Source organism: Rhizobium sp. BK098, assembly GCF_014193155.1.
Classification (GTDB): Bacteria; Pseudomonadota; Alphaproteobacteria; order Rhizobiales; family Rhizobiaceae; genus Rhizobium.
This window is the reverse complement of the sequence record NZ_JACHYY010000007.1, coordinates 158,393-171,659: the sequence shown is the minus strand read 5'-3', so window position 1 is coordinate 171,659 and position 13,267 is coordinate 158,393. Positions and strand designations below refer to the sequence as shown.

The window sequence follows — 13,267 nt, the reverse complement described above, 5'->3', positions numbered from 1 at the left end:
GGAGGATCATCATGGCTCAAAAACACGTCACTTTCGGTATCATGCTACAGGGTCCCGGCGGCCACATGAATGCCTGGAAGCATCCGAGCGTTCCAGCCGATGCCAGCACCAATCTGAACTTCTTCGTCAAGACGGCCCGTAAGGCCGAAGAGACCGGTATCGCCTTCGCTTTCGTCGCGGACGGTCTCTATATCAACGAGCAATCTATCCCGCACTTCCTCAATCGCTTCGAGCCGCTGACTATTCTGTCAGCGCTTGCCGCCTTCACGACCAAGCTCGGCCTGGTGGGTACGGTTTCGACCTCTTATAGCGATCCCTTCACCATTGCCCGGCAATTTGCCTCGCTCGATCTCATCAGCGGCGGCCGCGCGGGCTGGAACGCAGTAACCTCACCGCTCGAAGGCTCCGGCCGCAACTATAGCCGCGAGCACCCCGAGCACGAGCTGCGATACGAGATCGCTGATGAATATCTCGACGCCACCAAGGGCCTCTGGGACTCCTGGGACGACGATGCTTTCGTGCGCGACCGTGAGAGCGGCGTCTACGCCGACAAATCCAAGCTGCATCGCCTGAACCACAAAGGCCGGTTCTTCCGCATCGAAGGCCCCCTCAATATCGGTCGCTCCAAGCAGGGCCAGCCGGTGGTCTTCCAGGCTGGTGCATCCGATTCCGGCATCCGGCTGGCCGGCAAACATGCCGATGCCGTCTTCACCAATGGCGGGCCGCTGGAAGACGCGAAGATCTTCTACAAGCAGGTCAAACAATCCGCGATCGCGCATGGCCGCAGCGCCGCCGATATCGGCATCTTCCCCGGCATCGGCCCGATCGTCGGCGCTACGCAGGAGGAGGCGGAAGCCAAATACCAGGCGATCCGCAATCTCGTCACCATCGAGGAAGCGCTCGCCTATCTCGGCCGCTTCTTCGATCATCACGATTTCAGCGCCTACCCGTTGGACGAGCCGTTTCCCGACCTTGGCGATATCGGCCGCAACAATTTCCGCGCGACGACAGACCGGATCAAAAAGACGGCGCGCGAGAAAGGTCTCACCCTGCGCGAAGTGGCGCTCGACGCAGCAACGCCGCGAACCTCCTTCATCGGCACGGCCGAGCACATTGCCAATGAAATCATCCGCTGGGTGGACGAAGAGGGCGCCGACGGCTTCATCCTCGGCTTCCCCGTCATCGGTGAAGGCTTCGACGATTTCTCCAGGCATGTCCTGCCGATCCTGACCGAGCGGGGCTATTTCGATCCCGCTTTGAAAGGCGAGACGCTCCGCGATCATCTGGGACTGCCGTATCGCGAAAGCCGTTATGCGGCAGAGGCTGCCGACATCGAACCCGCAAAGGCCGTAGGCGCTTGAGCCAGGACGATCACCATGAACGCCATCATCAAGACCGTTTCGATTACCGATCCAATCGCGACAGGGATCGCCGCCTATCTCGATGAAATCATCGCGCTTAGGCACGATCTGCATCAATATCCCGAACTCGCCTTTCAGGAGCATCGTACCGCCAAGAAGGTGGCCTCGCTGCTTGCCGAGTGGGGCTACGACGTCGCAACAGGCATAGCCGGTACCGGCGTGATCGCGACGCTGAGGCGGGGCAATGGCAACCGCTGTATCGGCATCCGCGCCGACATGGATGCCTTGCCGATCGAAGAGGCGACGGGGCTTGATTATGCGAGTTCCAATCCCGGCGTCATGCATGCATGCGGTCACGACGGGCATACGTCGATCCTGCTGGCTGCAGCCCGCTATCTTGCCGAAAGCGGCAATTTCAGCGGCACGCTGCGGCTGATATTCCAGCCGGCTGAGGAAATCGGCGCCGGTGCGCGCAAGATGTTATCGGAAGGACTTTTCGATCGTTTCCCCGTCGATGCGGTCTTCGGGCTGCACAATTGGCCCGGCGTTGGGGCGGGGCAGTTTGGTTTCGTTGCCGGCCCGGCGATGGCCTCAGTCGACAAGGCGGTCATCACGATCGTTGGAAAAGGCGGGCATGGTGCCGAGCCGCATCGTGCGGTCGACCCGGTGCTGGCTTCGGCCTCGTTCATCACCGCCCTGCAAAGCGTCGTCTCGCGCAATATCGATCCTCAGGAGATGGCTGTCGCAACGGTCGGTTCCATTCACGCCGGTTCGGCTTCGAACGTCATCCCGGAAAGCGTGGAGATGAAGCTGACCGTGCGCGCCTACAATGAGACTGTTCGGGCGAGATTGCAGGAACGAATTTCCGCCTTGGCGCGCGCGCAGGCGGAAAGCTTTGGCGCCGAGGCGGAAGTCGATTACCGCCTAGGTTTTCCCGCGCTCGTCAATCATGCCGAAGAGACGGAATTCGCCCGCAATGTCGCCTTGCAGGCGCTTGGAGGCGCTGCCGTCGAGGCGGATTTCCGGCCGAGGACGGCGAGCGAAGACTTTGCCTTCCTGCTGCAGGCAAAGCCAGGGAGCTACCTCTTCGTCGGCAATGGCGACAGCGCGCCGCTGCACAGCGCCCGCTACGATTTCAACGACGCCATCATCGCACCGGCAGCCCGCTACTGGGTGCGGCTCGCCGAAGCTTTCCTCGCGAATGACAACGGGTGACGAACGATATGAGCGACACGTTTCTTTATACGACCACGCTGGACCCCCGCGCCAAGCCGCTGATTGACGAGCTGATCCATGAATATGACAGCCGCTACGGCAACTATTTCAATGCCGAAGGGGCGGCTGCCGAACTCAATCGCTATCCGCCGGAAGCCTTTGCGCCGCCGCATGGCAATTTTCTGCTCCTGCTCCGAAATGGTGAGACGATCGGCGGCGGCGCTTTCAAGCACTATGACGACCAAACCGCCGAATTCAAACGGATTTGGACGCGGCACGATCTCCGTCGTCAGGGATTGGCGCGTAGGCTGCTGGTCGAACTGGAGGCCCAGGCGGCGCGGCAGGGCTATCGCCGCATCTATCTGACGACAGGCTTTCGCCAGCCCGAGGCCGTCGGTCTTTACCTCAATAATGGCTACACGGCCCTGTTCGATACCTCCGTCGATCCGGAAATCTACAAGAGCCTGCCTTTCGAGAAGGATATCAGCCATTTGGCTCTGGCCTATATCGCCGAAACCTCGGGCTCGCAGCAGCGCTTGGCAGCCGCCGGCCGGTAACGCGTAGCGGATCAACGACAATCAAAAAGGGTAAGGATTATGGCGCTGACGACGGATTTTGCGGGTGTCGATCGAGGCACTGGAGCCGCCGAGACGAAGACAGATTATTCGCGTTATCGCATCGTGCCGGCGAGGCACCCTGGACGAACCGCCGGCACGATCTTTGCCGCAGTCGTCATGGCGGTCGTCCTCTACTCCACCTTCACCAATCCGCGCTGGGGCTGGGGTGTCTTCGCCGAGTGGTTCTTTGCGGAGCCGGTACTGGTCGGGCTTGGCAGGACGTTGCTGCTGACAGCGCTTGCGGCGGTATCAGGATCCATCCTAGGAACGGCATTGGCGCTGGCGCGCGTATCGAAGTCGCCGCTACTTGCAAGCCTCTCCTGGGGCTATATCTGGCTGCTGCGTTCGATTCCGATGATCGTGTTGCTGCTGGTTCTCAATAATCTCGGCTATCTCTATGAAACCATTAGCATTGGAGTCCCGTTCAGCGACAAGGTTCTGTTTGATTATCCGACCACGCAGCTCCTGACGCCGTTTGCCGCGGCCTTTCTCGGGCTGACGCTGAACCAGTCGGCCTTCTTTGCCGAAATCGTGCGCGGCGGCATTCTGTCGGTCGATCAAGGCCAGCTGGAAGCGGCCGCGTCCCTCGGCCTGTCGCGCCGCCGTCAGGCGTTCCGCATCGTTCTGCCGCAGGCGATGCGCTCCATCCTGCCCACGGGCTTCAACGAGATCATTGGCCTCGCCAAAAGCACCTCCATGGTCTACGTGCTGGCCCTGCCGGAACTCTTCTACACGGTGCAGGTCATCTACCGCCGCAATCTGGAAGTCATTCCACTGCTGATGGTGGCAACCGTCTGGTATCTCGTCATCATGACGGTGCTATCGATTGCCCAGCACTATATCGAGCGCTATTTCTCCAAGGGTGCGGTGCGTAATCCGACACCTTTGCCATTTCAGGCATTCTTCCGACGCATCCAGCGACCGCTGCCCGCTACCGTAGACGGTAGTTCGGACACTAGGGCATTCGCCGCTTTTCGGAGCGTGATAGATCTTCGTGCCAGGGGCGGTGCTGTGCGCATCCACGGTATTTCAAAGAGCTTCGGCACGCTGAAAGTTCTCGACGATGTCGAGCTCAACCTGCCGGCCGGCAGCGTGACGGCTATCATCGGCCCGTCAGGCTCGGGAAAATCGACGCTGCTGCGCGCCATCAACCATCTCGAACGCGTCGACAGCGGCTTCATCTCCGTCGACGGCGAACTCGTCGGTTACACGCAGAAGGGCGAGGTGCTCTATGAGCTCAAGGAAAAGGACATTCTGAAGCGCCGGACCGACATCGGCATGGTCTTTCAGAACTTTAACTTGTTTCCGCATCTCACTGTTTTAGAAAATATTATCGAGGCACCCATCCAGGTACGTGGGGTGAGCCGCGACGAAGCGACCGCCTATGCGCAAGAGCTTCTCGCCCGCGTCGGCCTTAGCGACAAGATCGATGCCTATCCCCGCCAGCTCTCCGGCGGCCAGCAGCAGCGTGTTGCCATCGCCCGTGCCCTGGCGTTGCGGCCGAAGGTCCTTCTCTTCGACGAGCCAACCTCCGCACTCGATCCCGAGCTCGTCGGCGAAGTCCTCGATGTCATCAAGGAGCTTGCGCGTACCGGCACGACGCTCGTCATCGTCACCCACGAGATCGGCTTTGCCCGCGAGGTCGCCGATAGCATCGTCTTCATGGAGGGCGGCCACGTCATCGAAGCCGGCTCACCAACACAGATCCTCAATGATGCGAGACATCCGCGCACGCGCGCTTTCCTCGCCAAGGTTCTCTAGCAGTCGCAGGCAGGCACTCGATGCTCTGACGCAGCAGGCGTCCGGATCATTGTAGCAGTATAGACAACTTATAATTGAAAAAGGAGAAGGGAAATGACATTCATTGAGAGAGCAAGATATATTGTTGCCGGCGTCCTGACGGCGGTAGCGATGAGTGGGACGCCGACGATTGCGGCGGAAAAGTTCAACCTGAGCCCGGATACATCCAATCGCATCCGTGCCGAGAAGGACGAGGCAGCGATCAAGGCGATTGCGCCGGGCTTCAAGTTCGTCAATCCCGGCAAGTTCACGGTCGCGATCAACCCCTGGGACCCGCCGATCGCCACCTACGCGACCGACGCGAAAACGGTCGTCGGCACCGATCCCGATATCGCGCAGTTGCTCGCCGACTCCCTCGGCCTGCAGCTCGACCTGGTGCCGGTCGCCTGGGAGGACTGGCCGCTCGGCGTCTCCTCCGGAAAGTATGATGCTGTCATTTCCAACGTGACGGTCACGGAAGAGCGCAAACTGAAGTTCGATTTCTCCACCTATCGCAGGGATGTGCTTGGCTTTTACGTGAAGGCCGACAGCAAGATCACCTCGATCAAGGAGCCGAAGGATGTTGCAGGTCTCAAGGTGATCACCGGGGCCGGCACCAACCAGGAGAAGATCATTCTGGAATGGGACCGGCAGAATGTGGCAGCCGGCCTGAAGCCCATCGAGGTTCAATATTACGACGACCGTGCCGCCGCCGATCTTGCCTTGCAGTCCGGTCGAGCTGATGTCGAATTCAATCCGAATGCGACGCAGGCCTATAAGGCCGCTATCAACGGCACGAGGAAGCTTGTCGGCACTGTCTCCGGCGGTTGGCCGCTGACGGCCGAAATCGCCGTGACGACGAAGAAGGGCGCTGGCCTTGCTGACGCGATCACCCTCGCACTCAACGATCTGATCAAGAACGGCAAGTATGGCGAAGTGCTGAAGCGCTGGAGCCTGACTGCCGAAGCGGTCGATCAATCCAAGACCAACCCTGCGGGCCTACCGAAGAGCGGTTCGTAATGTTGGTCGGGCGGACCGGCGTCAGTGGGGCTCACGTCGGTCCGCTCCCATCCATCTCAAATGGAGATACAGGTTCCGTGACTATCCGCATCAACTTCAAGACTATGCTGGCAGGCGCAGTGGCGCTTGCCTTGACCGGTCTCGCGCCGGCAATGGCGACCGAAGATTTCGATCTAAGCCCGGAACAACCAGAACGTGTTCACGCGGCGAAAAACGAAGCGGCGATTGCCGCTATTCCGAAGGATTTCAAGTTCGTTACATCAGGCACATTCACCGTGGCGGTCGCACCAGGCGGTCCGCCGCTTGCGACCTATGCGACTGATGCTAAGACGGTGGTTGGTGCCGATCCCGATTATGCCTATGCGGTTGCCGATGCGCTTGGCCTGAAGCTCGAGCTTGTCCCGGTCGCCTGGATCGACTGGCCGCTGGGGCTGACCTCGGGCAAATACGACGCCGTGATCTCCAATGTCGGCGTCACCGAGCAGCGCAAGGAGAAGTTCGATTTCTCCACCTATCGACAGGGCCTGCACGGCTTCTTCGTCAAGAACGACAGCAAGATCACTGGTATCAAGGAGCCGAAGGACGCGGCTGGCCTTCGCATCATCGTCGGTGCCGGCACGAACCAGGAGCGCATCCTGCTCAAATGGAGCGATGAGGATGTCAAAGCCGGTTTGAAGCCGATAGAGCTGCAATATTACGACGACGAGGCGGCGAGCCTTCTGGCTCTGCGTTCCAACCGCGCCGATGTCATCGTGCAGCCGCACGCCCAGCTTGTCTACATCGCCGCCCGCGACAAGGATATCAAGCGCGTGGGCACGCTGAGCGCCGGTTGGCCGGATCGCTCGGATGTCGCGATCACCACGCGAAAGGGCAGTGGCCTTGCACCGGCGCTGACGCTCGCGACGAATGGACTGATCAAGGATGGCACCTACGCCAAGATCCTCGATCATTGGCATCTTGCCGAGGAAGCCTTGCCGACGTCGGAAACCAATCCGCCAGGCCTGCCGAAATTTTGAGGAGACAGCCGCATGAGCCGCCAAGCCGCATCGATCAGCCATATAGGCTTTCTCACGCCTGGAAACTATCCGGACGAGGATCCACTCGCCGGTCTGGAACAGACCTTGCAATTGCTCGAATACGGAGAACAGAGGGGGTTCAACAGCGCCTGGGTTCGCCAGCGGCACTTGGAGCCCGGCATTTCCTCGGCGAGTGCCTTTCTGGCGGCTGCGACGCAGCGCACGCGCCACATCGAGCTCGGCACCGCCGTCATTCCCATCGGCTATGAAAGCCCATATCGGCTGGCCGAGGATCTGGCGACGGTGGATGTGCTCTCGCGCGGACGGCTGAACATCGGATTGAGCGCTGGTCGGCCGCTGCATGCGGATCTGATCGGGCCGCTTGCTTTCGATGGCGATTGGGAGAACCACGATTTCTCCCATCAGCGGGTGCTGCGCTTTGCCGACAATCTGAGGGGCGCCTATCTCGGCAATCAGGATACGCTCATCAAGACGCCGTTTGGCCCGCAACGGCCGCGGCTTCAGCCCTATGCGAAAGGCTTGATCGATCGCATCTGGTATGGCGGCGGTTCGTTGCGGTCTGCCGAATGGGCCGGCCGCAATGGCTTCAATCTGCTGATCGGCAATGTCACGACAGGCGAGCAGACCGACGATTTCTTCGTTGCTCAATCGCGACAGCTGGAAACCTATCGCGCCTCTGGCGGCGATACGAGGCGGGTGGCGCTCGGGCGAGTCATCGTGCCTTTCGACAGCGCGGATGCGATCACCCGCAAACGCTATACCGACTATGCCGCCGGCCGCTATGAGCGCACGCTTTCGCCTCACGGCGAACGGCGCACGCTTTTCGCGCGCGATCTTGTGGGATCGTCGGACGAAATCCTCGAACGCCTGCGTAAGGATCCGATCCTTCCTCATATCAGCGAATTCCGCCTGGAACTGCCTTACGAGTTCCACGATGAGGAATACCGGCAGATCATCCATGACTTCGTGACGCTGGTCGCTCCGGAACTTGGCTGGAAGGAGACCACGCTTCTGCGTCGATCCGCATCCTGAGGGTCGCGACCGTCCCACATCTATGTTGGATCGATGGGCTCTATGCCAGTCAGGTCCGGTTCGCTTATGCCCTGAAGACGGTCGGGCATAGCGTCGGTTAGCAGGCGAGAGAAGTCGCGGCGTCCTTTCCTTTCAGAATCCGCTCAGCAAGAAGCAGCGCTTCCTCCCGAGATGCAACGATTTCCATTCTTATGCCGAATGCCTTCGTTGCAAGGCTCATCTGCAGCTGCATGGCGGCGCGCTTGATTGCGCTTGCCTCAATGCCGATGACTGCCTTGCAAACGGCAGCAAGCGCCGTCTTGTTCTTCTTCAGCCAGATGCCGCGGGCCTTGCGATCCTCGTGCTCTTCGGTGTGTTCGTCACCTTCCATGATCACGACGAAAGGCATCGAGAGGGCGAGCAGGGCGTCCATCTCCCGCTCCCATTGCTTCGAATAGCCCGGATGCACTGAGGCAGCGGAATGGCGCACGATCGGCCATAGAGCGACATCGTGAAAGGCGAAGTCGGTTGTATCGATTGTCATATCGGTCTCCTCAGGCGATCTTATCGGTCACGGCAGCAAACAGCATCTCGGCACCGTGTTGCGACGACGCGATGGCGTAAGCCGCCCGTTCACGCATATCGGTCTCGTAATCCAGCAGGGCCGTGCAGGTGGTCTTTGTCTCCTTTCCGGTTTCGGCCAGGATCTGCGCCAGCATGCGGGCATCTTCGAGGGCCGTATTGGCGCCGAGGCCGCCGGCAGGGCTCATTGCGTGGATTGCATCGCCCAGAAGCGTGATGGCACCGAACGGCCAAAGGGCGTCGGGGCGCCCGCCTCTGACGGGAAGCGCTGCCACCGCTTCGACCTTGCTCCGGCTGATGATCTGCTTCAGCTCCGGATGCCAGCCGCGCATGGCGGTTCTCAGCAAGACGGGCAGATCTTGCGTATGGTCATATGTTTCCAGTCCCAGCCTCTGGCGGGGGGCGATCAGCGCCCAATAGAGATAATCGGTAAATGACGTCAGCTTGCAAGCGGGCGCGAGACTGGCGGCAAGGTTCGGGAAGTGATCGCCGAACCGCATGAGATCGAAGATTGCCGTGCACCCATCGGCAAAGATCACGGTCGTTCCGTCTCCAAGCAGATCGGCGGCATCGCTCAGTGGTATTTCGCTCTTGCCGTAGACACAGATGGAGCCCGTGTCCACCGGCTCGGCATAGGGCGCCAACTGGCGTCGCACCTGCGAGTTCACACCGTCGGCACCGACGAGCATGCTGCAGGAAACCGAGGCGGCACCTTCGAAATGCACCTCGACACGCCCGTCATCCATGTAGCGATACCGCGTAAAGGCATGGCCGAAATGGACGTGGTCCTCGATCCCCGACAGCAGGATTTCGCGAAGGGTGAGGCGATTGACGCTCAGATCGCCATCGTCGTCATTCTCGCCGGTATCCCAGCTCGTCGGCGTGCGGCCGGTAACGGGCAGAAGCTGAGGGGTCAGGAAGCATGCGGATCGAGGGCTCGTCGAGGCGGTCGCTCGAAAGAGGTCAAACAGAGCGGTCGGCAGGCATGATGCTAGCGCTTGCTGCCCGTTTGCGTCGATACGGATGCGATAGCCTTGCAGGCGGCTATCGGCAGCCGGATCGCGCTCATACACGTCAAAACGGATGCCGGCGCGCTTCAACCCCTGTGCGAGGCACAAGCCACCGAGGCCAGCGCCGATGATGACGACATGAAAGTCCTGCATGGGTCTTCTATTCCATTCATTGGTCGATTTCGATCTTTCGAGAGAAATATAGCCGAAGGCCGCCGGAGCGTGATAACGACATTCGGTCTTTAAATGTTGCAAAACGGCCAAACGAAACATGAGCATCGAAGATATTGGCGACCGTCTCGACGGGCCGCCGCTCATCGCCTTTTGGGGATCGGACGAACCGGGCAGCGCCTTCCGTCTCGGCACTCAGGAATATGATTGGCACGCGCATAGCCGCGGGCAGCTTTTCTGCATTGAGAGCGGGTTCGTCCGTGTCGATACGCCAGGCGGTTCATGGTTGCTACCGCCGCAGCGTGCGGGCTGGATTCCGCCTGGTGTCATGCACAAGGCGGGGATCAACGGCGTGCTGAGCGGCTGGGGCATCCTGCTGACGCCAAGCGCCAGCGCCGGCTTGCCGGTGACGCCTTGTGTTCTGAGCGTCAGTGACGTGTTGCGAGCATTGGTGCGCCGGGCAACCACATGGCATTGGGAGGAAAAGTTGTCGGCGCAGCAGCGTCGCCTCGCAGCCGTTCTACTCGATGAGGTTCGGGCCGCACCGCGTGAAAGCCTGCATCTGCCGATGCCGACGGACCGGCGTGTTCTGCGCATCACGGACGCCGTACTGCAGGACCCCGCCAGCGAGGAGACCTTTCAATCACTGGCGCAGCGGGCGGGCATATCCGAGCGTTCAGCCAGGCGGCTGTTCCATGCAGAAACGGGCATGTCTTTCGCAAATTGGCGCCAGCAGGCTCGGCTGTTGCTGGCACTGGAGCATCTGAGCGCGGGAGCACCGATCGCTGAGGTGGCGGACAGCTTGGGCTATGCGAGCGCGAGCAGCTTCATCGCCATGTTCCGGAAGGCATTCGGCCTGTCGCCGCGCCGTTATCTGTCCGCCAGGAGATCCTGATCTCTTTGCAATCTCGGAATTGATATCAGGGCGCCGGCCTGTTCGTCGGCGCCCGTCAACAATTCAGACTGCGACCCGGCGCGGCTTCAAGGCGAGCAAGCGAAGGGCATTCATGGTCACCAGTACGGTTGCACCGGTATCGGCGAGGATCGCCGGCCAGAGCCCGGTAATACCAACGATCGTGGTCACCAGGAAGACACCCTTGAGGCCGAGCGCGATGGTGATGTTCTGGCCGATATTGCTCATCGTCCGCTTGGAAAGATCGATCATCTCGATGACATCTCCGACGCGGCCATGCAGCACGGCGGCGTCCGCCGTTTCCAGTGCAACGTCGGTACCGCCGCCCATGGCAATCCCGACATCGGCGGCTGCCAGCGCTGGCGCATCGTTGATGCCGTCGCCGACCTTGGCGACCTGAAAGCCTTGCCGCTTCAGCTCACCGACGATCCGCTGCTTGTCTTCGGGCAATAGTTGCGCGCGAACCTCTATGCCGAGCGTCTTGCCGATCGCCTGCGCCGTGCGCTGATTGTCGCCCGTCAGCATGATGGTCTTGATCCCCGCATCAGCAAGCGCCTTGAGACCCGCGGCCGTATCGGCACGGGGTTCATCGCGCATGGCAAGCAGGCCGGCGGCCGCACCCTTGGCAACCACGACGGAAACCGTTTTCCCTTCATCGTTGAGCGCGGCGATCCGAGCCGATTGCCCCGAAGTCAACGACACTCGGTCAGCAGCCGCCTGCGGCGATCCGAGGAATACATCCACTCCGTCGACCGTACCGCTCACACCCTTTCCGCCGATCGCTTTGGCATCGATGACCTGAGGGATATCCGTTCCGGCTTCAGCCGCGCGGTCGAGGATGGCGCGGGCAAGGGGATGGCTGGAGCCGGTTTCGAGCGCGGCTGCCAGGCGCAACACGTCCGTTTCATTCATGCCGAGACCAACAATATCGGTGACCTTGGGCTTGCCTTCGGTCAAGGTGCCGGTCTTGTCGAAAGCAACGGCGGTGACCTTGCCGATATTTTCCAGCACGGCGCCACCCTTCAGCAGCAGACCGCGGCGGGCGCCTGAAGACAGTGATGCCGCAATTGCCGCCGGCGTCGAGATGACCAGGGCGCACGGGCAGCCGATCAGCAGGATCGCCAGACCCTTATAGACCCACTCGCTCCAACTGCCGCCCAGGAATAAAGGCGGGATCACGGCGACGAGTGCACCGACAACGACGACACCTGGCGTGTAATAACGCGAGAAGCGATCGATGAAACGCTCGGTCGGAGCCTTCGATTCCTGCGCCTCTTCGACCAGCTTGACGACGCGGGCGATGGTATTGTCCGATGCCGCTGCCGTTACCCGAACACGCAGCGCGGCGTCGCCATTGACCGTACCGGCAAAGACGCCTGCATCCACGCCCTTGCGCACCGGCGTGCTTTCGCCTGTCACCGGCGCCTCGTCGATGGCGCTTTCGCCGGAGAGAATCACGCCATCGGCCGGAACGCGGTCGCCGGGGCGCACCAGGATGATGGCGCCGACAGCAAGGCTTTCAGCCTGCACTTCGCGGGTCTTGCCATTCTCCTCGATGAGCGCGGTCTTGGGCACCAGATCCGTGAGGGACTGGATGCTGGCGCGCGCCTTGCCGGCCGCAACGCCCTCCAGCAACTCGCCGATCAGGAAGAGGAAGACGACGGCAGCAGCTTCTTCGCCGGCACCGATGATAACGGCGCCGATGGCCGCGATCGTCATCAGCATTTCGATCGAGAACGGCGTGCCCATCCTTGCGGCCATGAGGGCGCGCCTGGCGATAGGCACCAAGCCGACAAGCACGGCCACACTGAAGATCCAGACGTCCAGTGCCGGAACCAGCTTGCCGATACCCCAGGCGGCGGCGAGCGCCACACCGCTTGCGATCGTCAGGCGGCCCTTGGCGGATTTCCACCATGGCCCGCTGGTCGGTCCATGATCATGACCGTGGAGGCCGGCAACCGAGGCATCGCGCTCATCCGAAGCGTGGTTGTGACCGGAATGATCATGTCGATGCCCGTCGGCGCCGTGATCATGCTCGTGATCGTGCCCCGCATGACCATGGTCGCGGCCGTCGGACTCGTGCGCGTGATGGTCGTGCCCGCAGCCGCAGATGTGATCGTCATGATTGGCTTTTTCTGTCGGAACGCTGCTTTGCGACAGTGGAAAAACCTTGTAGCCCAGTCCCGTAACCCGCTTGGTTATGTTGGGTAACAGGTCCGGGGCGCTCTGATGCTTGATCGTCATCGTGCCTGCGGTGACCGAGACGGAAACATCCTCGACACCCTGCAGCCGGCGAACGGCCGTGTCGATTTTCGCGGCGCAGGAGGCGCAATCCATGCCCTCTACGCGATAGCGGCTCTGTTGTGTTGGCGACGTCATGTTTCGGTTCCAGATTTTGTCTTGGAACCATCGCTACATCCTCTAGTAACTAGAGGGACAAGAGCAATTCCGCGAATTTTTGCGCAATCGTTCGCAGGCGCTGCAATCGATCTAGCTGCGTGCCACGAAGCCGCCCCAGTTCTCTGCGGCAGCTACGCCAAGGCCTAGGAAA

At 60.9% G+C, this 13,267-nt stretch carries 11 protein-coding genes; 8 read left to right on the top strand and 3 right to left on the bottom strand.

The annotated features are described in order from the left end of the window. The first annotated feature begins 11 nt into the window (after positions 1 to 11). From FHT73_RS19170 to FHT73_RS19140, 7 genes are all read left to right on the top strand, one after another. Positions 12 to 1,361 carry an LLM class flavin-dependent oxidoreductase gene (locus tag FHT73_RS19170; RefSeq protein ID WP_183713927.1) on the top strand — a complete coding sequence of 450 codons (1,350 nt, stop codon included), beginning with the start codon at positions 12 to 14 and terminating at the stop codon, positions 1,359 to 1,361. A gap of 15 nt (positions 1,362 to 1,376) precedes the next feature. Continuing rightward, a complete protein-coding gene (locus tag FHT73_RS19165) occupies positions 1,377 to 2,576 on the top strand; it encodes a M20 aminoacylase family protein (protein ID WP_183713924.1) in 1,200 nt (399 codons plus the stop codon). A gap of 8 nt (positions 2,577 to 2,584) precedes the next feature. Continuing rightward, positions 2,585 to 3,133, top strand: a complete 549-nt coding sequence (locus tag FHT73_RS19160; RefSeq protein WP_095437626.1) for a GNAT family N-acetyltransferase — start codon at positions 2,585 to 2,587, stop codon at positions 3,131 to 3,133. Between the two features lie 39 nt (positions 3,134 to 3,172). Beyond that, a complete protein-coding gene (locus FHT73_RS29735; RefSeq protein WP_183713921.1) occupies positions 3,173 to 4,954 on the top strand; it encodes an amino acid ABC transporter permease/ATP-binding protein in 1,782 nt (593 codons plus the stop codon). 93 nt (positions 4,955 to 5,047) lie between these two features. After that, complete coding sequence (locus tag FHT73_RS19150) at positions 5,048 to 5,992, top strand: ABC transporter substrate-binding protein (RefSeq protein WP_015342931.1); 945 nt, start codon at positions 5,048 to 5,050, stop codon at positions 5,990 to 5,992. Between the two features lie 104 nt (positions 5,993 to 6,096). Beyond that, entirely contained in the window at positions 6,097 to 7,008 is a 912-nt protein-coding gene (locus tag FHT73_RS19145; RefSeq protein ID WP_183714193.1) for an ABC transporter substrate-binding protein, read from the top strand. A 12-nt stretch (positions 7,009 to 7,020) separates the two neighbouring features. Continuing rightward, the gene (locus tag FHT73_RS19140) at positions 7,021 to 8,061 is read left to right on the top strand and encodes an LLM class flavin-dependent oxidoreductase (protein ID WP_183713918.1); all 1,041 of its coding nucleotides are present in this window, start codon (positions 7,021 to 7,023) and stop codon (positions 8,059 to 8,061) included. Positions 8,062 to 8,158: 97 nt separating this feature from the next. Here the strand turns inward: FHT73_RS19140 and FHT73_RS19135 are convergent, their stop codons facing one another. Next, entirely contained in the window at positions 8,159 to 8,584 is a 426-nt protein-coding gene (locus tag FHT73_RS19135; protein ID WP_112337227.1) for a hypothetical protein, read from the bottom strand. A 10-nt stretch (positions 8,585 to 8,594) separates the two neighbouring features. After that, positions 8,595 to 9,785: an NAD(P)/FAD-dependent oxidoreductase gene (locus tag FHT73_RS19130; protein ID WP_183713915.1), complete on the bottom strand. Its 1,191-nt coding sequence runs from the start codon at positions 9,783 to 9,785 to the stop codon at positions 8,595 to 8,597. Positions 9,786 to 9,903: 118 nt separating this feature from the next. Between FHT73_RS19130 and FHT73_RS19125 the strand changes: the two genes are divergently transcribed. Next, positions 9,904 to 10,698: a helix-turn-helix transcriptional regulator gene (locus tag FHT73_RS19125; protein WP_183713912.1), complete on the top strand. Its 795-nt coding sequence runs from the start codon at positions 9,904 to 9,906 to the stop codon at positions 10,696 to 10,698. Positions 10,699 to 10,761: 63 nt separating this feature from the next. On the opposite strand, the gene FHT73_RS19120 is transcribed toward FHT73_RS19125, so the two are convergent. Further along, positions 10,762 to 13,095, bottom strand: coding sequence for a heavy metal translocating P-type ATPase (locus FHT73_RS19120; protein WP_183713909.1), 2,334 nt, complete (start codon positions 13,093 to 13,095; stop codon positions 10,762 to 10,764). Between the last annotated feature and the right edge of the window lie 172 nt (positions 13,096 to 13,267).

What these genes read in the sequence shown, in the direction of transcription:
- FHT73_RS19150 (WP_015342931.1), top strand. Translation starts at nt 5,048, where the DNA reads ATGACATTCATTGAGAGAGCAAGATATATTGTTGCCGGCGTCCTGACG.
- FHT73_RS19160 (WP_095437626.1), top strand. Translation starts at nt 2,585, where the DNA reads ATGAGCGACACGTTTCTTTATACGACCACGCTGGACCCCCGCGCCAAG.
- FHT73_RS19145 (WP_183714193.1), top strand. Translation starts at nt 6,097, where the DNA reads ATGCTGGCAGGCGCAGTGGCGCTTGCCTTGACCGGTCTCGCGCCGGCA.
- FHT73_RS19170 (WP_183713927.1), top strand. Translation starts at nt 12, where the DNA reads ATGGCTCAAAAACACGTCACTTTCGGTATCATGCTACAGGGTCCCGGC.
- FHT73_RS19130 (WP_183713915.1), bottom strand. Translation starts at nt 9,785, where the DNA reads ATGCAGGACTTTCATGTCGTCATCATCGGCGCTGGCCTCGGTGGCTTG.
- FHT73_RS29735 (WP_183713921.1), top strand. Translation starts at nt 3,173, where the DNA reads ATGGCGCTGACGACGGATTTTGCGGGTGTCGATCGAGGCACTGGAGCC.
- FHT73_RS19125 (WP_183713912.1), top strand. Translation starts at nt 9,904, where the DNA reads ATGAGCATCGAAGATATTGGCGACCGTCTCGACGGGCCGCCGCTCATC.
- FHT73_RS19165 (WP_183713924.1), top strand. Translation starts at nt 1,377, where the DNA reads ATGAACGCCATCATCAAGACCGTTTCGATTACCGATCCAATCGCGACA.
- FHT73_RS19135 (WP_112337227.1), bottom strand. Translation starts at nt 8,584, where the DNA reads ATGACAATCGATACAACCGACTTCGCCTTTCACGATGTCGCTCTATGG.
- FHT73_RS19120 (WP_183713909.1), bottom strand. Translation starts at nt 13,095, where the DNA reads ATGACGTCGCCAACACAACAGAGCCGCTATCGCGTAGAGGGCATGGAT.
- FHT73_RS19140 (WP_183713918.1), top strand. Translation starts at nt 7,021, where the DNA reads ATGAGCCGCCAAGCCGCATCGATCAGCCATATAGGCTTTCTCACGCCT.